Source organism: Pseudomonas sp. LBUM1672, assembly GCF_059695655.1.
This window is the reverse complement of record NZ_CP166781.1, coordinates 4,930,385-4,953,191: the sequence shown is the minus strand read 5'-3', so window position 1 is coordinate 4,953,191 and position 22,807 is coordinate 4,930,385. Positions and strand designations below refer to the sequence as shown.

Sequence of the window (22,807 nt, the reverse complement as noted above, 5' to 3'; positions counted from 1 at the left end):
CTCGCGAAAGCGGTGTTTCAGTCGACATCAACTGTGACTGACACACCGCTTTCGCGAGCAAGCCCGCTCCCACATTGGGTTTTGTGTCATTCCTTGGGTTTGGCGTGCGCCGCAAGCCGCTCCAGCGCTGCTCGCAGATTCGGATCGCTGATGCCATCGGCCGTGGCCTGAATGGTCGCGCCGGCATCCGTCGACAAACTGATGGTATGGCCCGCTGCCCCTTGCTGAACGGTAGGCGGCTGCACTTTGAACAGAATCCGCGTCAGGCTGGCGAATTCGTCGAACATCTGTAACTGGCGTTGCAGACGCTTTTGCTGATAACGCAGGCGGGTGGCCCAATGACCGTCGGTGACGATCAGCAATAAACTGCCTTCGCGCCACGAGGCCACATGGCAATGCTCGCGCGCGGCAGGCTGTAACTGGCTTTCCAGCAGGCGTTGTAAATGACCCAGGCGTTGAGCATGGCCAAAAATGGCTTTCAGCGGTTTGGCTTCGCGAAGCAGAACGGCGGGTGCTCTGGCCGTGAGAGGGCGAAATGCCATGATCAGACACCTGAAGTAACAGAGCCGCCATGGTAGCAGAAAGCACCACCGGCACCCGACCCATTGCTTTGCGAGCGCTTTACCCATTAAATCAACAAGTAACTTCTGCCGCGAATGGCTTGAAGTTCAGTAAAAAGCCCTTATTTTAAGTGAGCCCCGTTATAGCGCAGTGCATGCATCGTGGAACAACGCCACTTTCCTCACCATCGTTTCCGGGTAGAATGCTCGTTCGCATGCGGCCATGAGGGCTGCACGGGCGACTCACGGGGCCGCCCTCCATCCCTTTAGTGTGGAAGATCCTGCCGATATGTTTGCGCCTTTGTTAAAGAAACTTTTTGGAAGCAAGAACGAGCGTGAAGTCAAACGCATGCTCAAGACGGTGCAACTCGTCAATGCCTTCGAAGAGCAAATGGTGGCCCTTTCGGACGATCAATTGCGTGCCAAGACAGACGAGTTCAAGGCCCGCATCGCCAAAGGGGAAACCCTCGACAAGCTGCTGCCCGAAGCCTTTGCGGTCGCCCGCGAAGCCGGCAAGCGTGTCATGGGTATGCGCCACTTCGATGTCCAGTTGATCGGCGGCATGACCTTGCATGAAGGCCAGATCGCGGAAATGCGTACCGGTGAAGGCAAGACCCTGGTGGCAACACTGGGCGTTTACCTCAACGCGCTGTCCGGCAAGGGCGTGCACGTTGTAACGGTGAACGACTACCTGGCCCGTCGTGACGCCAACTGGATGCGTCCGCTCTACGAATTCCTCGGCATGTCGGTCGGTGTTGTCACGCCGTTCCAGCCGCCGGAAGAGAAACGTCTGGCTTACGCTGCCGACATTACCTACGGCACCAACAACGAATTCGGTTTCGACTACCTGCGCGACAACATGGCGTTCAGCATGGAAGAAAAATTCCAGCGCGAACTCAATTTTGCCGTGATCGACGAAGTCGACTCCATCCTCATCGACGAAGCCCGTACCCCGCTGATCATTTCCGGTCAGGCCGAGGACAGCTCCAAGCTGTACATCGAGATCAACAAACTGATCCCGCAGCTGGAATTGCACGTCGAAGAAGTGGAAGGCGAAGTCACCAAGGCTGGCCATTACACCGTTGACGAGAAGACCCGTCAGGTCGAACTCAACGAAGCCGGTCACCAGTTCATCGAAGACATGCTTACCCGCGTTGGCCTGCTGGCTGAAGGCGAGAGCCTGTATTCGGCGCACAACCTGGGCCTGCTGACCCACGTTTACGCCGGTCTGCGCGCTCACAAACTGTTCAATCGCAACATCGAATACATCGTGCAGGATGGCCAGGTCGTCCTGGTCGACGAACACACCGGTCGTACCATGCCGGGTCGTCGCCTGTCCGAAGGCCTGCACCAGGCCATCGAAGCCAAGGAAAATCTGAACATCCAGGCCGAAAGCCAGACCTTGGCCTCGACCACGTTCCAGAACTACTTCCGTCTGTACAACAAGCTGTCCGGCATGACCGGCACCGCGGACACCGAAGCGTTCGAATTCCACCAGATCTACGGTCTGTCGGTGATGGTGATCCCGCCGAACAAGCCGTTGGCGCGTAAAGACTACAACGACCTGGTGTTCCTGACCGCCGAAGAGAAATATGCGGCGATCATCAATGACATCAAGGAATGCATGACCCTGGGCCGTCCGGTGCTGGTGGGTACTGCAACCATCGAAACGTCCGAGCACATGTCTGCGCTGCTGCAGAAGGAAGGCATCGAACACAAGGTCCTGAACGCCAAGTTCCACGAAAAAGAAGCCGAGATCATTGCCCAGGCCGGTCGTCCGGGTGCGCTGACCATCGCCACCAACATGGCCGGTCGCGGTACCGACATTCTGTTGGGCGGCAACTGGGAAGTGGAGGTCGCGACCCTGGAAAACCCGACCCCTGAGCAGATTGCCCAGATCAAGGCCGATTGGCAGAAACGTCACCAGCAAGTGCTGGAGTCGGGCGGCTTGCAGGTGATCGCTTCCGAGCGTCACGAGTCGCGCCGTATCGACAACCAGCTGCGTGGTCGTGCCGGTCGTCAGGGTGACGCCGGTTCCAGCCGTTTCTACCTGTCGCTGGAAGACAGCCTGATGCGCATCTTCGCCTCTGACCGGGTGAAGAACTTCATGAAGGCCCTGGGCATGCAGTCCGGTGAGGCGATCGAGCACCGCATGGTGACCAACGCCATCGAGAAGGCCCAGCGCAAGGTTGAAGGCCGCAACTTCGACATTCGCAAGCAACTGCTCGAGTTCGATGACGTCAACAACGAACAGCGTAAAGTGATCTATCACATGCGTAACACGTTGCTGGCCGCCGACAACATCGGTGAAACTATCGCCGACTTCCGTCAGGACGTGCTCAACGCAACCATCAGCGCGCACATTCCACCTCAATCGCTGCCTGAGCAGTGGGACGTGGCCGGTCTGGAAGCGGCGTTGCAGAGCGACTTCGGTGTGGCGTTGCCGATCCAGAAATGGCTCGACGAAGACGATCACCTGTACGAAGAAACCCTGCGCGAGAAGCTGATGCAGGAGCTCATCGCTGCCTACAACGAGAAAGAAGACCAGGCCGGCGCCGATGCGCTGCGCACCTTCGAGAAGCAAATCGTTCTGCGTGTTCTGGACGACCTGTGGAAAGATCACCTGTCGACCATGGATCACCTGCGTCACGGCATCCACTTGCGTGGTTATGCGCAGAAGAACCCGAAGCAAGAGTACAAGCGCGAGTCGTTCACGCTGTTCTCCGAGCTGCTGGATTCGATCAAGCGTGACTCGATCCGTGTGTTGTCGCACGTTCAGGTTCGCCGCGAAGATCCGATCGAAGAAGAGCAACGCCTGCGTCAGGAAGCCGAGGCACTGGCCGCGCGCATGCAGTTCCAGCACGATGAGGCGCCAGGTCTTGAGCAACCGGAACTGCTCGGTGAAGAGGTCGATGTAGCCCTCGCCACCGCGCCGGTACGCAACGAACAGAAGCTGGGCCGTAACGAACTGTGCTACTGCGGTTCGGGCAAGAAATTCAAGCATTGCCACGGGCAGATCCAGTAAACCCCGTTTCAATCGCTGAAATACCCGCGCCGCGACCGGCATCAGCCGTCGCGGCGTTTTGCCATTTACACCACCGTTCTTTCTGAAAGCGGTGCTGACATCATTTACTAAGGAGCGCATTCATGGCTGTTGGTCTTGGTCCTTTGCCAACGTTGCACCCGGTTGCCGGTTTTGAACTCGGTATTGCCTCGGCCGGCATCAAGCGCCCGGGGCGCAAGGATGTCGTGGTCATGCGCTGCGCCGAAGGCTCCACGGTCGCGGGCGTGTTCACCCTGAACGCGTTTTGCGCAGCACCTGTGATTCTGGCCAAGCAACGTGTGCAAGGCCCGGTGCGTTACCTGCTCACCAACACCGGCAATGCCAACGCCGGCACCGGCGAACCTGGCCTGGCCGCTGCCGAGCGCACCTGCGCCAAACTGGCTGAGCTGACCGGCGTCGACGCCAGCCTGGTGCTGCCGTATTCCACCGGTGTGATCGGCGAGCCGCTGCCGGTCGAGAAAATCGAAGGTGCTTTACAGGCTGCCCTTGATGATCTGTCGGTCAACAACTGGGAAGCGGCCGCCACCGGCATCATGACCACCGACACCTTGCCAAAAGGTGCCAGCCGCCAGTTCCAGCATGACGGCGTGACCATCACCGTCACCGGCATCAGCAAAGGCGCGGGCATGATCCGTCCGAACATGGCGACCATGCTCGGCTACATCGCCACCGACGCCAAAGTCGCCCGCGACGTGCTGCAAAACCTGCTGCTGGACGGTGCGAACAAGTCGTTCAACCGCATCACCATCGACGGCGACACGTCGACCAACGACTGCTGCATGCTGATCGCCACCGGTCAGGCAGCGCTGCCGGAAATCACCGAAGCGAGCGGCGAATTGTTCGCCAAGCTGAAGCAGGCTGTGTTCGAAGTCTGCATGGACGTGGCCCAGGCCATCGTGCGTGACGGCGAAGGCGCGACCAAGTTCGTCACCGTCGAAGTCAACGGCGGCGGCAATCATCAGGAATGCCTGGACGTCGGCTACACCGTGGCGCACTCGCCGCTGATCAAGACCGCGCTGTTCGCGTCCGACCCGAACTGGGGCCGCATCCTCGCCGCCGTCGGCCGTGCCGGCGTGCCGAACCTGGACGTGAGCAAGATCGACGTGTTCCTCGGCGAAGTCTGCATCGCCAGCCGTGGCGCCCGCGCCGCGACCTACACCGAAGCCCAGGGCGCGGCGGTGATGCAGCAGGAAGAAATCACCATCCGTATCGAACTGGGTCGCGGTGATTGCAGCGAAACCATCTGGACCACCGACCTGTCCCACGAATACGTGAAGATCAACGCCGAATACCGTACTTAATACTGTTACACCGAGGCGCTCCATTCGCGAGCAAGCCCGCTCCCACATTCGATCGCATTTCTTCTGAAAGAACTCGGTCAAATGTGGGCGCGGGCTTGCTCGCGAAGGCGGCCGACCAGGCACTAAAGAGTCTGGACATTACCCTTCTCAAAAGGCCCCGAACATGAGCCTCCACCTGATCATCGGCGACAAACTGCTTTCCTCCTGGTCCCTGCGCGGCGCTCTGGCGCTCGACCTCACCGGCGCCCCTTACACCGAAGAACTGATCAAGCTGAATCAACCAGACACCCGCGAACGGCTGCTCAAGCACTCGCCGACCGGCAAAGTCCCGTTGCTGAAAACCGAACACGGCACCATCGCCGACTCTTTGGCGATTGCCGAATACCTGGCCGAGCAATTTCCCGACGCCGGTCTCTGGCCCAAAGACCCCGCCGCCCGTGCCCAGGCACGTTCGGCCTGCGCGCAGATGCACGCCGGGTTTTTTGCCATGCGCGGGAGTATGCCGTTCGACCTGAGCCGCGATGCACCACTGTCGCCGACACCTCCAGAGGTGCAGGCGGATATCGAACGCATGCTGGCGTTGTGGGCTGAATGCCGTGCGGCCGCCACTGAAACCGGTCCGTTCCTGTTTGGCGGCGCGACCCTCGCCGATGCCTTCTTCGCACCGATTGCCGTGCGCTTGCGCACGTATCAGGTGAAGTTGCCGGCAGCGGACGAAGCCTATGTTGAAACCGTCTACCAATGGCCGTCGTTCAAGGCCTGGCAGAAGGCAGGCCTGGAGGAGATTGGGCAGTGAAACGAGTACACGTAGCCGCCGCCGTTATCCGTGACAGCAGTGGCAAGATCCTGATCGCACGTCGCGCCGACACCCAGCACCAGGGCGGTTTGTGGGAATTCCCAGGCGGCAAGGTCGAGGACGACGAATCCGTCGAAACCGCTCTGGCTCGCGAGCTCCAGGAGGAATTGGGTATTGTGGTGAGCGCCGCGCGACCGTTGATCAAAGTCCGCCACGATTACCCGGACAAACAGGTGTTGCTCGACGTCTGGGAAGTCTCGGCCTTTACCGGCGAACCCCACGGCGCCGAAGGCCAGCCTTTGGAATGGGTGGCTCAGCGTGATCTGCTGAACTACGAGTTCCCGGCGGCCAACCAGCCGATCGTTGCGGCTGCACGTTTGCCTGCGCAGTATTTGATAACGCCTGAAGACCTGGAAACCCCGGCCTTGCTGCGCGGTATCCAGAAAGCCATCGCTGGTGGCATCAAGTTGATCCAGCTGCGCGCGCCCAACGGCTACGATCCGAAGTACCGCGATCTGGCGGTGGATGCGGCGGGGTTGTGTGCCGGCAAGGCGCAATTGATGATCAAGGGCCCGTTCGAGTGGCTGGGCGACTTCCCGTCCGCCGGCTGGCACATCACGGCTGCGCAATTGCGCAAATACGCGGCAGCGGGTCGACCGCTACCGGCGTCGCGCTGGCTGGCGGCGTCTTGTCACAATGCTGAAGAGCTGGCGCTGGCTGAACAGATGGGGGTGGATTTCGTGACCTTGTCGCCGGTGCAAAAGACCCAGACTCACCCGGATGCGCTGCCGCTGGGTTGGGAGCAGGCTACGGCGTTGATCGAAGGTTTCAGCAAACCAGTGTTTTTGCTCGGTGGCGTAGGCCCGGCAGAGCAGCAAAAGGCGTGGGAAACAGGGGCTCAAGGTGTGGCGGGGATCCGGGCGTTTTGGCCTGATTCTCTGGTGTAGCCACCGGCCTCATCGCGAGCGGGCTCGCTCCCACCTTTGATCGCATTCCTTCTGGAGGAACTCGGTCAACTGTGGGAGCGAGCCTGCTCGCGATAGCGTCCTCGAATACGCCGATTATTCCTGAGGTTTAGCGGCTGCCTGCCATAAAATCTCGGCAACCCCCTGGCGCTTGGCAATCACCCTCGCCACCACAAACAACACATCCGACAACCGATTGATATACGCCAAGCCAACCCCGGCCAACGGTTCAATCCCATTCAACTGCTGGCACCGTCGCTCCGCGCTACGCGCCAGGCTTCTGCACACATGGGCCTGGGCAATTAGCGCTGAACCCCCCGGCAGAATGAAATTCTCCAGCGGCCCCAACTCCTCATTCCACAGATCGATCGCCGCTTCCAGCCGTTCGATTTCCGCTGCATTCAGCGCCTGATACACCGGCATCGCCAACTCGCCACCCAGGTCGAACAACCGATGCTGGCAAGGCGCCAAAACCTCAATCACCTCGTTCAAACCCGGATACGCCGCACTTTCTGCCGCCAACCCGGCCAACAGCACGCCCACCTGGCTGTTCAGCGTATCGACCTCGCCAATGGCCTCGATCCGCGGGTGGTCCTTGGGGACGCGGCGGCCATCGCCGAGTCCGGTTTCGCCTTTGTCGCCGGTGCGGGTGTAGATCTTCGACAAGCGAAAGCCCATGGGTTACCTCGATAGCTGATTGAGTTCTTGGGAGATGACGGGGCTGCCCGCCAGTGGCAGACGCAAGGTAAAGCAGGTGCCTTGGCCGGGTGTGGATTGCACTTCCATCTGACCCTTGTGGTTATTGGTGATGATGAAATAAGAAACCGACAAGCCAAGACCGGTGCCCTGACCGATTTCCTTGGTAGTGAAGAAGGGTTCGAAGGTGCGTTTGCGCACGTTCTCGCTCATGCCGATGCCGTTGTCCTCGACCTGGATTTCGGCCCACGGCGGATTCAGCCGGGTGCGCAGAATGATCCGTCCAGGTTCGCGGTCGTCTTCACGTTGGTGAATCGCCTGGGCGGCGTTTTTCAACAGGTTGAGCAGCACTTGTTCCAGTTCGTTGGCCGTGCCGGGCACAGGGCCCAGCGCCGGGTCGAACTGACGGATGATCGCCTGGCCCTTGAAGTCGAAACCGATGGCCAGGTCGAAGTCATTACCGGCAATTTCCACTGCTTGATCGATCAGCGCCGGCAGGTCGCACGGGGCCATTTGCCGGGTGCTGCGCCGGCTGAAGCTGAGCATGTGCGTGACGATCTTCGCTGCCCGGGCGCCGGCCTGTTGAATGCCATCGAGCAACTGCGGGACTTCGCGCAATTGCAGGTATTTGTTGACCGTGTCCAGGGAAATGCCGGCTAGCTCGGCCTGTTCGAGGTTCTTCGGCAAGTCAGGCGACAGGCGTCGCCGAATGTTCTGCACGTTGTGCAGGATCGCGCCCAGTGGGTTGTTGATCTCGTGGGCCATACCGGCGGCGAGGCCACCGACCGAGAGCATTTTTTCTGACTGCACCATCATCTCTTCCAGAGACAGACGCTGGGTGATGTCGTCGATCCGGATCACCACACCGCGCCCGGCCCCGCCCATTAGCGGGTAGAAGGTCAGGGCGTAGTGCTTGGGTTCATCGTCTTTGAACCAGGTCACGCGCTCGATCTTCGCCACGGTGTGCTGCTCGACGGTTTGCTTGAGCTGCGGCAGAAATGGCTTCAAGGGTTCGAAGGCGAGGAAGATCGGCTGGTTCAAGGCTTCGTCCAGACGGGTGCCGGACAGGGCGCTGGCCTCCTGATTCCACTGGGTCACATAGAGCTGCTCGTCGAGGGCAATCAGGGCCGACGGCATGGAGTCGATGATGCTGTTGAGGTAGTTCTGGAAACCGGTGAGCTTCTTCTCGATCTTGCTGCGCACCTGGACTTCGAGTTCCAGTTTGCGATTGGTGTGGCGGGTTTCTTCGGCCAGGCCCTGCGCCTGATCGTAAGCCGCCTGTGAGTCATCCCGGGCACGCTTGAGCTGCTGCTCCCGGGCTTCGATCCGCGAGAGCATGGTGTTGAAGGCCTCGGCGAGGCTGCCGATTTCGTCGTGGTTGCCACGGGAGGCGCGCAGGGCGTAGTTCTCTTCGCGGGTCACTTGCCGGGACAGTTCTTCGAGCTGATGGATCGGCCGGGTAATCAGGCGTTTGATCTGCCGGGCGATCACCAGCCACAACAGCACACTGAAGATCAGAATGCCCAGGCTGGCGGTCAGGGTCCCGGTGTAGAACGCCATCGGCAACTCGCTGCTGGCCACTAACAACAGATGGCCCGGCGCGGTGCCGGGGCGGGGCAGGGTGATCACTTGATTGCTGCGAAACTCGGTGGCCTGCCAGGATTCAATGTGCCGATAACGTTCCGGCAGGTGCAACTTGTCGCCATGCTGCAACTGCGCCAGTCGCTCACCCTTGCCGTCATACAAGGCCGCCGCCCGCAGCGGTGAATAACTGTTGAGTTCGTTGAGCAGGCGTTCGGCGCTTTGCGGCGACTTCAAGGCGTCGGCCACCAGGCTCGGGTTGGACACCAGTCGGCCGATGGTCTGCAAGGCCTGGGGCGCCATGCTTTCCTGAGAGATGTAATACGCGGCGCTGATAAAGGTCAGGTTGGCGACCAGCAGGATGGTGATCAACAGCACGAGCAGGGCGGCCAGCAGTTTCTGGCCGACCGGAAGGTTTTCGAGACGCTGGCGCAATGGCATCAGGTTCATCGCTGAAAAGGAACAAGTGGCCAGCGTAGCCGGTGCTCAGTCGCTGGGCAATCCAAGGCTTTGAAGATGGGTAATCAGTCGCTGCTGTAATTGATTGAGGTGGGGCAGGTTCAGTTGGTGTCGCGAGGCCACTTTGCAGACATAGCCCAGCAGGTAGCTGATTTCGGTCCGGCGCTGGCTCGCGACGTCCTGGTGCATCGACGAGTAGTTGGCCGCCGTGGCATGGATCACCCGTTCGACTTCCTGTTGCAGGTCCTGGGCCGCTGCCGGCTGACCGCAGCGTTCCAGCAAGTCGGTCAGTTCGCCACAGAGGGTGGCGACTTCGCAACGGTGTTCCTGCAAGCCGCCGTTGCGGCAATCGTGCAGCACCGTCAGTGGATTGATCGCACAGTTGAGCGCCAGTTTGCGCCACAGCCGGGTCAGGATGTCGGTGCTCCACTCGTGAGGAATACCGGCAGCCGTCAGGTCATCCAGCCAGATCGGCGCGACTGGATGACCGGCATCTCCCAGCCAGGTGTAGCCGTGACCGGCGAACACTACGCGCCAGTCGCCATCGCGAAACGCGCCTTCGGTGCTCGAGGCGTATACGCAACGGGCCTGCGGAACCTGGGCGGCGACGGCGTCCTGACTGCCGAGGCCGTTCTGCAACAGGATCAGCTCGGCATCAGGCGTCAGGCGCGATGCCAGTTGTGCGACGGCCTTTTCGGCATCGTAGGCTTTGCAGGCCACCAGCAGACGGTTGATTGGCTCGAGGCTGTCCGGTGTCTCTCCCGGTATTTCGTAAGTCTTGGCCTCACCGTGCTCCACCAGCGTCAACCCGCCGGCCGCCTGATACGCCTGCAAGCGTTGCTCATCGCGCAGGATCAACCGGACCGGCACCCCGGCCCGCGCCAGACGGGTAGCCCATAACGTACCGAGGCTGCCGGCGCCCAATACATGCCAGGTGGTGGACATCAGCTTTTTACTCGGATTGGCGCAGGCATGTGGAGGCTCGCAGTATCGGTTGGAAAAGACCCGTTATAATGAGCCCGATTTTAACCGCAAGCCAAGCGCGCGCCATCGCTATTGAGCGCGCCTTTTATTGGAGAGATTACATGCCGTCGTTCGACGTGGTATCCGAACTGGACAAACACGAAGTCACCAACGCGGTCGAGAACGCCGTCAAGGAACTCGATCGCCGTTATGACCTGAAAGGCAAGGGCACCTTTGAATTCAAGGAAAAGGACCTGACCGTCAACTTGACCGCCGAAGCTGACTTCCAGCTCGAAGCGATGATCGAGATCCTCAAGCTGGCCCTGGTCAAGCGCAAGATCGACGTGCAGTGCCTTGAGGTCAAGGATGCCTACGCGTCGGGCAAGCTGATGAAACAGGAAGCCGTCCTCAAGGAAGGCATCGACAAAGAGCTGGCGAAGAAAATTGTCGCTCACGTCAAGGACGCCAAGCTCAAGGTCCAGGCTGCCATTCAGGGCGAGCAAGTGCGCATCACTGGCAAGAAACGTGATGATTTGCAGGAAGCCATCGCGGCCCTGCGCGCCAAGACTTTCGACATGCCGCTGCAGTTCAACAACTTCCGCGACTGATGCGGGAACCTGTGGGAGCGGGCTTGCTCGCGAAGAGGGCGTATCAGTCGACATCACTGTTGAATGACACACCGCTTTCGCGAGCAAGTCGGATCGCCGCACCGCCGCTCCCACACTGGAATGTGCTTAACCCCGGCGGGGCTTTTCTGCCGCTTATTTTTCGCGTGCCGGATGGCCGGGAATCAGGAGAAAGTAGATGGATTTGAATACCGAAGTGGACAACCTGGTCAAGGCATCACAAGCCTGGATCCCGATGATCATGGAGTACGGCAGCCGCGTGTTGCTGGCGGTCATAACGCTGGCCGTCGGCTGGTGGTTGATCAGCAAAGTGGCGCAAAAGCTCGGTGGTCTGCTGGCGTTGCGTAATGCCGACCTCGCGCTGCAGGGGTTCATCAGCAGTCTGGCGAACATTATTCTCAAGGTTTTGCTGGTAGTCAGCGTAGCTTCGATGATCGGCGTGGAAACCACTTCGTTCGTGGCGGCCATCGGTGCGGCGGGTCTGGCCATCGGTCTGGCCTTGCAGGGCAGTCTGGCGAACTTCGCGGGCGGCGTGCTGATTCTGTTGTTCCGTCCGTTTCGCATCGGTGACTGGATCGAAGCCCAAGGCGTTGCCGGTACGGTCGACAGTATCCAGATTTTCCACACCGTGCTGCGCACAGGCGATAACAAAACCATCATCGTGCCTAACGGCAACTTGTCGAACGGTATCATTACCAATACAAATCGCCAGCCAACCCGCAAAGTTGTGTTTGATGTGGGCGTGGACTACGAAGCGGATCTTCAGAAGGCCCGTGAAGTATTGCTGGATCTGGCCAAAGACGAGCGTATTTTGGCTGAACCGGCACCTCAGGCAGTGATTTCGACACTGGGTGATAGTTCGATTACTGTTTCGCTGCGAGTGTGGGTGAAGACTGCGGATTACTGGGATGTGATGTTCATGTTTAACGAACAGTCCCGGGATCGATTGAAAACTGCTGGTATCGATATTCCGTTCCCACAGCGGGTTATTCGTGTGGTTCAGGAAGCATCGGTAAATTGAGTGGTGTTGTTACCGAGCCTGACTTAACAGTCAGGCTTATTGAGTAGCAAGCTAATCATTAATGCACACGAAACACGGTTAAAAAAAAGGCCCCTCCGAAGAGGGGCCTTTTTTATACTTGCTAACTAAACCGCTGCGATTACAAGATCGACAGTGGGTAGTCGACGATCACACGGAACTCTTTCACGTCGCCTTCACCTTCGTCGGCGTTAGCAAAGTGCCAAGCTTGACGGAAGCGGACGGACAGGTCTTTTGCCGGGCCAGACTGAACAACGTACTTGGCTTCGAAGTTGGTTTCGTTGTGCTTGCCGTCTTCACCGTACAGACCGGCGTAAGCGCTGCCTGCTGGAGTTTTGGTGCCGTCGATGTCCCAACCCTTCACGTAACGGGTCATGAAGCTCAGACCAGGAACGCCGTACTCAGCCATTTTCAGATCGTAACGGATCTGGGCAGACTTCTCGTTCGGGGCGTTGAAGTCAGAGTACTGGATGGAGTTGGCGAGGAAGATCGAATCGCCGCCGCGGTTGTTCTTGCCGATACCGATGTAGTCGAATGGGGTATCGCCATTAACCTTTTGGAAGGCCAAGGTGATGGTGTGTGCTTTCAGGAACGAGAGAGCAGTGGCCAGCGAGAACGTGGTGTTGCTGATGTCACCGGCTTTCGCGTCACCGGTATCGGTGGTGCGGTAGATGTTGAAGTCAGTGTTCAGCGACGTGTCACCACTAATCGGGGTGGTGAGGTTCACGTTGGCGTAGTACTGGTTCCAGATGTCTTCCAGCTTGGAGCCGTACAGCGATGCGCTCAGGTTGTCGGTGATGCCGTATTTGCCACCGAAGTAGTCGATGGAGTCGGCTTGAGCGCCAGCGTAAGTTGCAAACAGGTCGCCGTCACGAGCGTTTTTGTCCTGGCTGGAACCCGAGTAGAAGTGACCGGCTTCGAGGTCAAGGTCTTTGACTTCGCTGCTTTGCAGTTGGAAACCGCTGGCAACTTGAGGAAGGATACGGGAACCGCCAACAGCAAACACTGGAGAAGTGCTTGGCGACATGTCGCCGAATTTCAGCTCGGTTTTGGAGATGCGGAATTTAACGGCAGCGCCGGCTTTACCCTGGCTGTCGTTGACGTCGCGGCCACCGTTGGCGTTGACGGTGTCGCTACGACTCATGTTGCCCGAACCCGAAGTGCCATCGCCGCCATCGAGTTTGATGGCCAGGTAACCGAATGCATCAACGCCGACGCCAACAGTACCTTGGGTGTAACCGGAGTTGAAGGTGCCCCAGATACCTTGGGTCCAGTCTTTGACGTCGCGTGCGCCATCTTTGTTGTCACGGTTGAAGTAGTAGTTGCGAACCAGCAAGTCCAACTTGGCGTCGTCAACAAAACCCTTGGCTTCAGCCTGGTCACTTACAAAAGGTGCGGCCGTAGCCATTTGGGTGCTGGCTGCTGCTGCAACTGCCAGTGCGATCATGCTCCACTTCATCACGCGCATCGTGATTTGCTCCTTTGGTTTTAGAAGAGTACTGCCGTCCCACCTGTTTTATTATCTGGGCGGCTCTTTCTTTTTTGAGTCGGCGCAAAGTTATATCACGCAGACCATGTTGGCGATACTTGCGTATCTAACCTTTCAGCTTCTTTACGACGGTGTCGCAAACAGCTTGGTAGATGTCGCAAATTTACTGCCTCGACGCAAGCGGATTGGCAACTTTAGCGTTGTTTTCCAAGGCTTGAGCATCGGTAAAAAGAGTCCCTGGTGAAACGTTTGAATCTCCATTGGGCAGCCCTGCCACTGTTTTTATTTGCCTTGGGGCCTCTACTTCCAGCGGAGGCTTCCAGAGCGATGTGGGTGTGAATGCAACAAGCGTGCACAAACTGCAATTGTGCAGCTGTTTTTTTCTGAAAGCCTGCCTGTCGCTGTAAAAACCTCATAAAACCGGGGGCTTCAAGCGCGTTTTTTGCGCGCTTGACGCCATGCGTTGCATGGTGTTGTCACCCGACGGTGGACGGCGTGACAACAAAAAATGTTACCGGTTCACCCCTCCAGTGAGTACTTGGCGGATGCTGACGAACTCAGCGTAGACGCACTGTGCGGTTTTGGTGCAAAAAATCTTAATCGCTGTGCTGAAATCACACAGTGCGGTAACGGGCTCGCCTGGAACTATTCATTGGTTATCAGTCATTTCGGCGTTTTCGGTGTGATCTTCGGTTCTGTAATGGTGCGTCGTGAGCAAAAAAGGCCCATATCGGGGCGTTCGTGCGGCGTGAAGCCAGTGACGTTCACAGGTATGCTGCCGTCCTGTCGCTTGGTTCGCTGCCGCTTGGGAGGCGCGCTAAGCTGAAAAATGATGAATGCGGGAGTGCGCGCGGTGTTCGCTTTAGATTCACGACTTCAACAAGACACGCTACCGATTGGCGATTTCCCGCTTTGCCGGTTGTTGTTATCCAATGATTCGAACTACCCCTGGTTCATCCTGGTGCCACGCCGTGAAGATATCAGTGAGATATTTCAGTTGGGTGTCGCAGATCAACAGCAGCTGTGGCAGGAAACAACTGCGCTGGCGGAACTGCTCAAGGATTCGTTCGACGCCGACAAGTTGAATGTCGCGGCGCTGGGTAATGTCGTCAGTCAGTTGCACATGCATGTGATTGTGCGCAAACGCGAGGATGCCGCCTGGCCAGCCCCGGTCTGGGGTAAGCACCCGGCCGTGCCTTACAGCGCAGCGCAGATCGCGTCGATTCGCGAGCGTCTGCGTCTGCTGTTAACCGAAGACTTCACGTTTCTGGAGGGTTGAATTATGAGCCTGGAAGATCGCGTTACCGATCTGGAGAGCCAGCTGGCGTTTCAGGATGACACCATCCAGTCATTGAGCGATGTGCTGGCGACGCAGCAGCGCGCCGTTGAGCGCCTGCAATTGCAGATGGCCGCCTTGCTCAAGCGCCAGGAAGAAATGGCTGGGCAGTTCGAGACCTTCGAAGAAGAAGCACCGCCGCCTCATTATTGAAACCGCAGGCAATAAAAAACCGCGAACAGCTCAGCTGTTCGCGGTTTTTTTTAGCCTTGAATCAGCGACGCGGCAATGCGGCGATCACGTCTTCGGCTTGCAGCCCTTTGTCACGATTCATGACGGAGAACTCCACGCGCTGGCCTTCGACCAGAACACGGTGACCTTCGCCACGAATGGCCCGGAAATGCACGAAAATATCATCGCCGGAATCACGGGAAATAAAGCCGAAGCCTTTGGAGGTGTTGAACCACTTGACGGTGCCGGTATCGCGGTTGCTCATGTCATAGCTTGGCGAGGCGGCGGCCGGTGAAGATTTGTAGAAGCTGATTGCCAGGTGCAGGAGAACGGCAATCAGCGCAGCCACCAGGCTGAACAGAACGGCAGGTTGACCGGCGATGACGGGCATCGGCGCGAGCAACGTCAGGGTTTGCAGGACGACGGCCAGGACCAGCAGGGCGCTGACCAGATTTTGCAGTTGATGACGCGGGCCTTTGTTCCAGTAAGGGATAACGGGAGCAAGGGTGAGGTTGAGCAGGCCGAAAAAGGCCAGGTACAGCGCATCGGGTTGTTGCAGGTAAGGTAGTGCTTCGGATCGCAGGCTAGGGATGAAGGACAACAGCAAAGCTGCTGCGCCCATTAGCAGGTGGACGATTTTCAACATTTTGATTAACTCACGTTAAGACGGATCACAAGGAAGAGCTGATGGAGCACGGTTCGCTTCAGAACAATAAGAGGCGTTGGACACGTACCCGGTACCAGCCTATGCGCAGCCCCCGGAAAATAGGCGGTCGCGACACACTGTCTATTTAACAGCAAAGCCTGCAGCTACTCAAATCAGGCAGTCCAGCGGTGCTCCGAGGGGCGATTTGTCGCAGGGTATTGTGCAATCCCGGGCTGCGAGGGGGTGGCAGGCTTGCTAGAGTGGTCCCTGCACCTGTTGGATGAACTCATCACCTTTAGGGGATAAACATGGCAATCGATATCGGTATCAGTGAAGAGGACCGCAAGTCCATCGTCGACGGGCTTTCGCGTCTGCTGTCGGACACTTATGTGCTGTATTTGAAAACCCATAACTTCCATTGGAATGTCACCGGTCCCATGTTTCGGACCCTGCACCTGATGTTCGAGGAGCAATACAACGAGTTGGCCCTGGCCGTCGATTCGATTGCCGAGCGCATTCGCGCCCTCGGATTTCCTGCGCCAGGCGCCTATTCGATTTATGCGCGGCTGTCTTCTATTAAGGAAGAAGCCGGCGTGCCGAGCGCCGAAGACATGATCAAGCAGCTTGTCGATGGCCAGGAAGCGGTCACCCGTACGGCGCGCGGGATCTTTCCGCTGCTGGAAAAAGTCAGTGACGAGCCAACGGCTGACCTGCTGACCCAGCGCATGCAAGTCCACGAAAAAACTGCGTGGATGCTGCGTTCTCTGCTGGATCAGTAATATCGTCAATACGCGAATGATGCCCGTCGGGCGTTATTCGCGGTCTTTGCCTTCTTAAAATCGCTTTTGCTCTCGTTAAAATTCGTCTGGTTGCGTAGGAATATGGCCGGCCTAGGACGCTGTCCATGATCGCCCTACAGCTGTTGGCTTATCCTACGTCGATGGTCATAAAGTCATCTGGATATACCTTTGCGCCTGCGCTTTTATAAGGCCACGAGAGTGCTCTTACAGAAGGCAAGGATGACAAAGGAGTGTCAACGATATGGATTATGGAGACAGGCGAAGCGAGGGGAGGGTCGGTCCGGTCAAGGATATAAAGATCGATCCGTTTGTCAGCGAATTTGATATGGGGCTGGCCCGGCCTCTGTCCCGGTCGGTGAGGTTGAACGGCTTCGCCACCTGCTTGCGGCTTGAGCAGGTGTACTGGGATATTCTGGGCGATATGGCCAAGGTCAATTGTTGTACGGTCAGTGCGCTGCTGTCCCATGTGGACCGCGAAGTGCACTTGCGTCATGGCGGGGTCAAGAACTTTACCGGGCTGGTGCGGGTTGTCTGCGTCGTGCATAGCCTGAAAGAAGGCGGTTGTGTCGCAATGCCTTAGCCACAGCGGTGGATCGGGCAGAGTGTCGGTCCGTGCAGTCTTACGGCTGCACAGGCCGCATTTAATGGATATAATCCCGCTCTTTGCCGCAAAACCCAGCGTATGCGGTAGCAATCTGATCGCCGAGACAACCCCCATGCCGATGTACGACTATCAATGTGCTTCCTGTGGTCATCAGTTGGAAGCCATTCAAAAGATCAGCGCAGCACCGCTGGTCGACTGCCCTGCCTGCCAGGCGCCAGAGCTTAAAAAGATGCTGTCCATGCCGGGCTTCCGCCTGAGCGGCACCGGCTGGTACGAAACCGATTTCAAGACCGGTTCCAAGAAGAATCTGGCCGGCGGCGACAAAGCTGACTAAGGTCTGGAACCTGAGTTGAACGACACGCGCGAGCCCTAGCAACATCTGCAGGGGCTCCAACCGAATTTCGATTACGAGAAGTGAAACCACTACCATGATGCGCAGCCATTATTGCGGCCAACTGAACGAAGCCCTGGAAGGCCAGGAAATTACCCTTTGCGGATGGGTTCACCGTCGCCGTGACCACGGTGGGGTGATTTTCCTCGATATCCGTGATCGTGACGGTCTGGCCCAGGTGGTGTTCGACCCGGACCGCGCCGAGAGCTTCGCCGCCGCCGATCGCGTGCGCAGCGAGTATGTCGTGAAGATCACCGGCAAGGTTCGCCTGCGTCCGGCCGGTGCCACCAACGCCAACATGGCGTCGGGCATGATCGAAGTCCTGGGTTACGAGCTGGAAGTGCTGAACGAATCGGAAACCCCGCCGTTCCCGCTGAACGAGTACTCCGACGTCGGTGAAGAAACCCGCCTGCGTTATCGCTTCCTTGATCTGCGCCGCCCGGAAATGGCCGAGAAGCTGCGTCTGCGTTCGCGCATGACCACCAGCATCCGCCGCTACCTGGACGAGAACGGCTTCCTCGACGTCGAGACGCCAATCCTGACCCGTGCTACTCCGGAAGGCGCACGTGATTATCTGGTACCGAGCCGTACTCACGCCGGTTCGTTCTTCGCCTTGCCGCAATCGCCGCAGCTGTTCAAGCAGTTGCTGATGGTGGCCGGCTTCGACCGTTACTATCAGATCGCCAAGTGCTTCCGCGACGAGGACCTGCGTGCCGACCGTCAACCAGAATTCACCCAGATCGACATCGAAACCAGCTTCCTCGATGAAAAAGACATCATGGGCCTCACCGAAGGCATGATCCGCAACCTGTTCAAGGAAGTGCTGGACCTGGAATTCGGCGAATTCCCGCACATGACCTTCGAAGAAGCCATGCGTCGTTACGGTTCCGACAAGCCTGACCTGCGTAACCCGCTGGAACTGGTGGACGTAGCCGACCAGCTCAAAGAAGTCGACTTCAAGGTCTTCAGCGGTCCTGCCAACGATCCGAAATGCCGTGTTGCCGCCCTGCGTGTACCTGGCGCTGCGAGCATGCCGCGCAAGCAGATCGACGACTACACCAAGTTCGTCGGCATCTACGGTGCCAAGGGCCTGGCGTACATCAAGGTCAACGAACGCGCGAAGGGCGTGGAAGGCCTGCAGTCGCCAATCGTCAAGAACATCCCTGAGGCCAACCTCAACGTGATCCTCGATCGCGTTGGCGCGGTTGACGGCGACATCGTGTTCTTCGGTGCCGACAAAGCCAAGATCGTCAGCGAAGCCCTGGGCGCGCTGCGGATCAAGGTCGGTAACGACCTGGACCTGCTGACCTGCAAGTGGGCGCCAATGTGGGTTGTCGACTTCCCGATGTTCGAAGAGAACGACGACGGCAGCTTCAGCGCCTTGCACCACCCGTTCACCGCACCGAAGTGCACCCCGGAAGAACTGGAAGCCAACCCGGCGACCGCTCTGTCCCGTGCCTACGACATGGTCCTGAACGGCACCGAGCTGGGTGGCGGTTCGATCCGTATCCACCGCAAGGAAATGCAACAGTCGGTGTTCCGTCTGCTGGGTATCAACGAAGCGGAACAGGAAGAGAAATTCGGCTTCCTGCTCGACGCCCTGAAATACGGCGCGCCGCCGCACGGTGGCCTGGCCTTCGGTCTGGACCGTCTAGTGATGCTGATGACCGGCGCCCAGTCGATCCGTGAAGTGATTGCCTTCCCGAAAACCCAGAGCGCGGCTGACGTCATGACTCAGGCACCGGGTGTGGTAGATGCCAAGGCATTGCGCGAACTGCACATTCGTCTGCGCGAAACGCCAAAAGCTGAGTAAGGCTGTCCTGAAGGGCGCATCTTCGGATGCGCCTTTTCTTTATAGGGACAGGTCGAGATTTTGTTTGCTGGCTGGCGCATCTGCGCAGCGGGCAATGTTTCAAAGAGAATTCGGAGCGAGATATGGCGGGTCATTCCAAGTGGGCGAACATCAAGCACCGCAAAGAACGTCAGGATGCCAAGAAGGGCAAGATTTTCACCAAGTGGATTCGTGAGCTGACCGTTGCTGCCCGTCAGGGCGGCGGTGATCCAGGTTCCAACCCGCGCCTGCGTCTGGCGCTGGACAAGGCCCTTGGCGCAAATATGAGCCGCGACATCATTGATCGCGCGGTCGCCCGCGGTGCCGGTGCTGCCGACACCGACGACATGGTCGAGCTGACCTACGAAGGTTATGGCCCGGGCGGTGTGGCCGTGATGGTCGAGTGCATGACCGACAACCGTAACCGCACCGCCGCCGCGGTTCGCCATGCGTTCAGCAAGTGTGGTGGCAACCTGGGCACCGACGGTTCGGTGGCTTATCTGTTCGAGCGCAAGGGGCAGATTTCCTTCGCGCCGGGTGTCGATGAAGACGCGCTGATGGAAGCGGCCATGGAAGCCGACGCCGATGACGTGGTCACTCATGAAGACGGCTCGATTGATGTGTTCACCTCGTTCGCCGGCTTCTACTCCGTGCGAAACGCGCTGGAAGCGGCGGGTTTCAAAGGCGATGACGCGGAAATCGTGATGCTGCCGACCACCAGTGCCGAATTGGACCTGGAAGGCGCCGAGAAGGTGCTCAAGCTGATAGACATGCTCGAAGACCTGGATGACGTGCAAAACGTCTATTCCAACGCGGATATTCCTGAGTCGGTAGCCGCACAGCTGGGTTAAGGGCGAGTAAGATCTCATGTGGGAGCGGGCAGTGGCGAGGGGATTTATCCCCGTTCGGCTGCGAAGCAGTCGCAGACCCAGTGATTACGGTTTTTCTGAAATCTCCGTATTCGCAGGTTCAGGGCCGCTTCGCGACCCAACGGGGATAAATCCCCTCGCCACAGTTCGCTCCCACTTTTGTTGTTCGCTGTAATGAATATCGTGCTCTTACCAAACCCGCAGGCGTTATGACTTTAATTCTTGGTATCGACCCCGGTTCGCGCATCACCGGTTATGGCGTGGTACGTGATACCGGGCGTGGCTGCGTGTATGTGGCATCGGGCTGCATTCGCACGGGGTCCGGCGAGTTGCATGAGCGTCTGCAAATCGTCTATCGCGGTGTGCGTGAAGTCATCCAGACCTACGGCCCGGTGACCATGGGCATTGAAAAAGTCTTCATGGCGCGCAATGCCGACTCTGCCCTCAAGCTCGGTCAGGCCCGCGGTGCTGCGATTGTGGCGGGTGCCGAAGAGAGCCTGGAGATCGCCGAGTACACCGCGACCCAGGTCAAGCAAGCGGTGACCGGCACCGGTGCCGCCAATAAAGAGCAGGTGCAGATGATGGTCATGCACATGCTGAAACTGACCAGCAAGCCGCAAATCGATGCTTCGGATGCCCTGGCCATTGCCATTTGTCACGCGCATACCCGTTCCAGCCTGTTGCCCCATGGCCTGGGAACGGCACGCAGTCGTGGCGGGCGCCTGCGTCTCTGATAGCATCAGCAGTCATTTTTAGCGAATGAGGGTTTTGCGCCTGTGTTGTCGGCGCAAAACCCTTGTTCTGTCAGTCGCCAGTCGTTGATCTGGCCAACGCTCAAGGATCTGAAACGTGATTGGACGCTTGCGCGGCACATTGGCTGAGAAACAGCCGCCGCACCTGATTCTGGATGTAAACGGTCTGGGGTATGAGCTGGAAGTGCCCATGACCACGCTGTATCGCTTGCCGTCGGTCGGTGAACCGCTGACCTTGCACACCCATTTGGTCGTACGTGAAGACGCGCAGTTACTCTATGGCTTCTTCGGCAAGCGTGAGCGAGACTTTTTTCGCGAGTTGATCCGTCTCAATGGTGTAGGGCCGAAATTGGCCCTGGCGTTGATGTCGAGCCTGGAAGTGGATGAGCTGGTACGTTGCGTGCAATCCCAGGACACCTCGGCGCTGACCAAGGTGCCGGGCGTGGGCAAAAAGACGGCCGAGCGTTTGCTGGTGGAGCTCAAGGATCGCTTCAAGGCGTGGGAAACCGTGCCGGCGATGTTCGCCCTCGTGCCGAACCAACCGGGCGGGCCTGATACGGCGCCGGTCGCCACCGCCGAAAATGACGCGGTCAGCGCGCTGATTTCTTTGGGCTACAAGCCGCAGGAAGCCAGCAAGGCGATTTCCGCGATCAAGGAGAAAGGTTTGAGCAGTGAAGACATGATTCGTCGTGCCCTGAAGGGAATGATCTAAGTGATTGAAGCTGATCGTCTGATTGCCGCCACGCCTGGCCCTCGCGACCGCGAAGAAGTCCAGGACCGGGCGATTCGTCCTGTCAGCCTGGCCGAATACATTGGCCAGCCGACCGTTCGCGAGCAAATGGAGTTGTTCATCCAGGCCGCACGCGGGCGTAACGAGTCCCTGGACCACACGCTGATCTTTGGCCCGCCGGGTCTGGGCAAGACCACCCTGGCGAACATCATCGCCCAGGAAATGGGCGTGTCGATCAAAAGCACCTCGGGCCCGGTGCTTGAGCGTCCGGGTGATCTGGCGGCGCTGTTGACCAACCTTGAGCCTCACGACGTGCTGTTCATCGACGAAATCCATCGGCTGTCGCCGATCGTCGAAGAAGTGCTGTACCCGGCCATGGAAGATTTCCAGCTCGATATCATGATCGGTGAAGGGCCGGCCGCGCGCTCGATCAAACTGGATCTGCCGCCGTTCACCCTGGTGGGAGCGACGACCCGTGCCGGCATGCTGACCAATCCGTTGCGCGACCGCTTCGGCATCGTCCAGCGCCTGGAGTTCTACAACACCGCCGACCTGGCGACGATTGTCAGCCGTTCGGCGAACATCCTCGGCTTGCCGCTGGACCCGGAAGGCGCCTTTGAGATCGCCCGCCGTGCCCGCGGCACCCCACGGATCGCCAACCGCTTGCTGCGACGGGTTCGGGATTTTGCCGAAGTTCGAGCCAAGGGCCACATCACCAAACCGATCGCCGACCTGGCCTTGAACCTGCTGGATGTCGACGAACGTGGCTTCGATCACCAGGATCGGCGCCTGCTGTTGACCATGATCGAGAAGTTCGACGGTGGGCCGGTCGGAGTGGACAGTCTGGCGGCGGCGATCAGCGAGGAGCGCCATACCATTGAAGACGTGCTGGAGCCGTACCTGATCCAGCAGGGCTACATCATGCGCACGCCGCGGGGGCGGGTGGTCACCCGGCACGCGTATCTGCACTTCGGTTTAAACATTCCGTCACGATTGGGCGAGATGCCCGTGGTAGACGAGTTCCTTGATGCCGTAGACGATTAATCACCTTTGCGGGCTGATTTATTCGGAGTTTGTGCGGTCTGAGGACCGTACTTTCACCAGAAACCCGCGAATCAATGAAAAACAGTTGCCTGGC

General features: G+C 58.6%; 23 protein-coding genes. 17 read left to right on the top strand and 6 right to left on the bottom strand.

Translation table 11 applies throughout. From position 1 onward, the window contains the following. Positions 1–86: 86 nt before the first annotated feature. Positions 87–542 (bottom strand): DUF721 domain-containing protein, encoded by a 456-nt coding sequence (locus tag ACA053_RS22625; protein ID WP_109634314.1) that lies wholly within the window; start codon positions 540–542, stop codon positions 87–89. A gap of 307 nt (positions 543–849) precedes the next feature. Between ACA053_RS22625 and secA the strand changes: the two genes are divergently transcribed. From secA to ACA053_RS22605, 4 genes are all read left to right on the top strand, one after another. Beyond that, entirely contained in the window at positions 850–3,585 is a 2,736-nt protein-coding gene (gene secA / locus ACA053_RS22620) for a preprotein translocase subunit SecA (protein ID WP_109634312.1), read from the top strand. 122 nt (positions 3,586–3,707) lie between these two features. After that, positions 3,708–4,925, top strand: coding sequence for a bifunctional glutamate N-acetyltransferase/amino-acid acetyltransferase ArgJ (gene argJ, locus ACA053_RS22615; protein ID WP_497393742.1), 1,218 nt, complete (start codon positions 3,708–3,710; stop codon positions 4,923–4,925). A 163-nt stretch (positions 4,926–5,088) separates the two neighbouring features. Further along, positions 5,089–5,721 (top strand): glutathione S-transferase family protein, encoded by a 633-nt coding sequence (locus tag ACA053_RS22610; protein ID WP_497393741.1) that lies wholly within the window; start codon positions 5,089–5,091, stop codon positions 5,719–5,721. Then, positions 5,718–6,668, top strand: a complete 951-nt coding sequence (locus ACA053_RS22605; RefSeq protein WP_497393740.1) for a Nudix family hydrolase — start codon at positions 5,718–5,720, stop codon at positions 6,666–6,668. The genes ACA053_RS22610 and ACA053_RS22605 overlap by 4 nt, the downstream gene beginning before the upstream one ends. 114 nt (positions 6,669–6,782) lie before the next feature. Here the strand turns inward: ACA053_RS22605 and ACA053_RS22600 are convergent, their stop codons facing one another. The 3 genes from ACA053_RS22600 to ACA053_RS22590 are packed head-to-tail and all read right to left on the bottom strand — an operon-like array spanning position 6,783 to position 10,367. Further along, positions 6,783–7,364, bottom strand: coding sequence for a cob(I)yrinic acid a,c-diamide adenosyltransferase (locus ACA053_RS22600; protein WP_109634306.1), 582 nt, complete (start codon positions 7,362–7,364; stop codon positions 6,783–6,785). 3 nt (positions 7,365–7,367) lie between these two features. Next, positions 7,368–9,404 carry a sensor histidine kinase gene (locus ACA053_RS22595; protein ID WP_497393739.1) on the bottom strand — a complete coding sequence of 679 codons (2,037 nt, stop codon included), beginning with the start codon at positions 9,402–9,404 and terminating at the stop codon, positions 7,368–7,370. A gap of 45 nt (positions 9,405–9,449) precedes the next feature. Continuing rightward, positions 9,450–10,367: a putative 2-dehydropantoate 2-reductase gene (locus ACA053_RS22590; RefSeq protein ID WP_109634304.1), complete on the bottom strand. Its 918-nt coding sequence runs from the start codon at positions 10,365–10,367 to the stop codon at positions 9,450–9,452. 140 nt (positions 10,368–10,507) lie between these two features. On the opposite strand from ACA053_RS22590, the gene ACA053_RS22585 reads away from it, so the two are divergent. After that, positions 10,508–10,993: a YajQ family cyclic di-GMP-binding protein gene (locus ACA053_RS22585; RefSeq protein WP_007906601.1), complete on the top strand. Its 486-nt coding sequence runs from the start codon at positions 10,508–10,510 to the stop codon at positions 10,991–10,993. Positions 10,994–11,189: 196 nt separating this feature from the next. Continuing rightward, entirely contained in the window at positions 11,190–12,032 is an 843-nt protein-coding gene (locus ACA053_RS22580) for a mechanosensitive ion channel family protein (protein ID WP_497393738.1), read from the top strand. Positions 12,033–12,171: 139 nt separating this feature from the next. On the opposite strand, the gene ACA053_RS22575 is transcribed toward ACA053_RS22580, so the two are convergent. Beyond that, positions 12,172–13,518, bottom strand: a complete 1,347-nt coding sequence (locus ACA053_RS22575; RefSeq protein ID WP_497393737.1) for an OprD family porin — start codon at positions 13,516–13,518, stop codon at positions 12,172–12,174. On the opposite strand from ACA053_RS22575, the gene ACA053_RS22570 reads away from it, so the two are divergent. The 3 genes from ACA053_RS22570 (at position 13,496) to ACA053_RS22560 (ending at position 15,028) form a co-directional block, all read left to right on the top strand. Beyond that, entirely contained in the window at positions 13,496–13,783 is a 288-nt protein-coding gene (locus ACA053_RS22570; RefSeq protein WP_497393736.1) for a hypothetical protein, read from the top strand. The genes ACA053_RS22575 and ACA053_RS22570 overlap by 23 nt on opposite strands. 609 nt (positions 13,784–14,392) lie before the next feature. Further along, the gene (locus ACA053_RS22565; RefSeq protein ID WP_497393735.1) at positions 14,393–14,818 is read left to right on the top strand and encodes an HIT domain-containing protein; all 426 of its coding nucleotides are present in this window, start codon (positions 14,393–14,395) and stop codon (positions 14,816–14,818) included. Between the two features lie 3 nt (positions 14,819–14,821). Continuing rightward, positions 14,822–15,028 carry a SlyX family protein gene (locus ACA053_RS22560; RefSeq protein WP_010457497.1) on the top strand — a complete coding sequence of 69 codons (207 nt, stop codon included), beginning with the start codon at positions 14,822–14,824 and terminating at the stop codon, positions 15,026–15,028. A 61-nt stretch (positions 15,029–15,089) separates the two neighbouring features. On the opposite strand, the gene ACA053_RS22555 is transcribed toward ACA053_RS22560, so the two are convergent. After that, entirely contained in the window at positions 15,090–15,692 is a 603-nt protein-coding gene (locus ACA053_RS22555) for a cold-shock protein (protein ID WP_497313241.1), read from the bottom strand. 308 nt (positions 15,693–16,000) lie between these two features. Between ACA053_RS22555 and ACA053_RS22550 the strand changes: the two genes are divergently transcribed. The 8 genes from ACA053_RS22550 (at position 16,001) to ruvB (ending at position 22,713) form a co-directional block, all read left to right on the top strand. Further along, the gene (locus tag ACA053_RS22550) at positions 16,001–16,471 is read left to right on the top strand and encodes a Dps family protein (protein WP_094470990.1); all 471 of its coding nucleotides are present in this window, start codon (positions 16,001–16,003) and stop codon (positions 16,469–16,471) included. A gap of 262 nt (positions 16,472–16,733) precedes the next feature. After that, positions 16,734–17,072: a ribbon-helix-helix domain-containing protein gene (locus ACA053_RS22545; RefSeq protein ID WP_109634298.1), complete on the top strand. Its 339-nt coding sequence runs from the start codon at positions 16,734–16,736 to the stop codon at positions 17,070–17,072. A 136-nt stretch (positions 17,073–17,208) separates the two neighbouring features. Beyond that, positions 17,209–17,430 (top strand): FmdB family zinc ribbon protein, encoded by a 222-nt coding sequence (locus ACA053_RS22540; protein WP_010457489.1) that lies wholly within the window; start codon positions 17,209–17,211, stop codon positions 17,428–17,430. Between the two features lie 94 nt (positions 17,431–17,524). After that, positions 17,525–19,300, top strand: a complete 1,776-nt coding sequence (aspS, locus tag ACA053_RS22535; RefSeq protein WP_497313238.1) for an aspartate--tRNA ligase — start codon at positions 17,525–17,527, stop codon at positions 19,298–19,300. Between the two features lie 122 nt (positions 19,301–19,422). Continuing rightward, positions 19,423–20,169, top strand: a complete 747-nt coding sequence (locus ACA053_RS22530) for a YebC/PmpR family DNA-binding transcriptional regulator (protein WP_008072427.1) — start codon at positions 19,423–19,425, stop codon at positions 20,167–20,169. Between the two features lie 227 nt (positions 20,170–20,396). Further along, complete coding sequence (gene ruvC / locus ACA053_RS22525; RefSeq protein WP_008147379.1) at positions 20,397–20,921, top strand: crossover junction endodeoxyribonuclease RuvC; 525 nt, start codon at positions 20,397–20,399, stop codon at positions 20,919–20,921. Between the two features lie 115 nt (positions 20,922–21,036). After that, complete coding sequence (gene ruvA, locus ACA053_RS22520) at positions 21,037–21,651, top strand: Holliday junction branch migration protein RuvA (protein WP_462021506.1); 615 nt, start codon at positions 21,037–21,039, stop codon at positions 21,649–21,651. After that, positions 21,652–22,713 carry a Holliday junction branch migration DNA helicase RuvB gene (gene ruvB / locus ACA053_RS22515; protein ID WP_008147374.1) on the top strand — a complete coding sequence of 354 codons (1,062 nt, stop codon included), beginning with the start codon at positions 21,652–21,654 and terminating at the stop codon, positions 22,711–22,713. Positions 22,714–22,807: the final 94 nt, after the last annotated feature.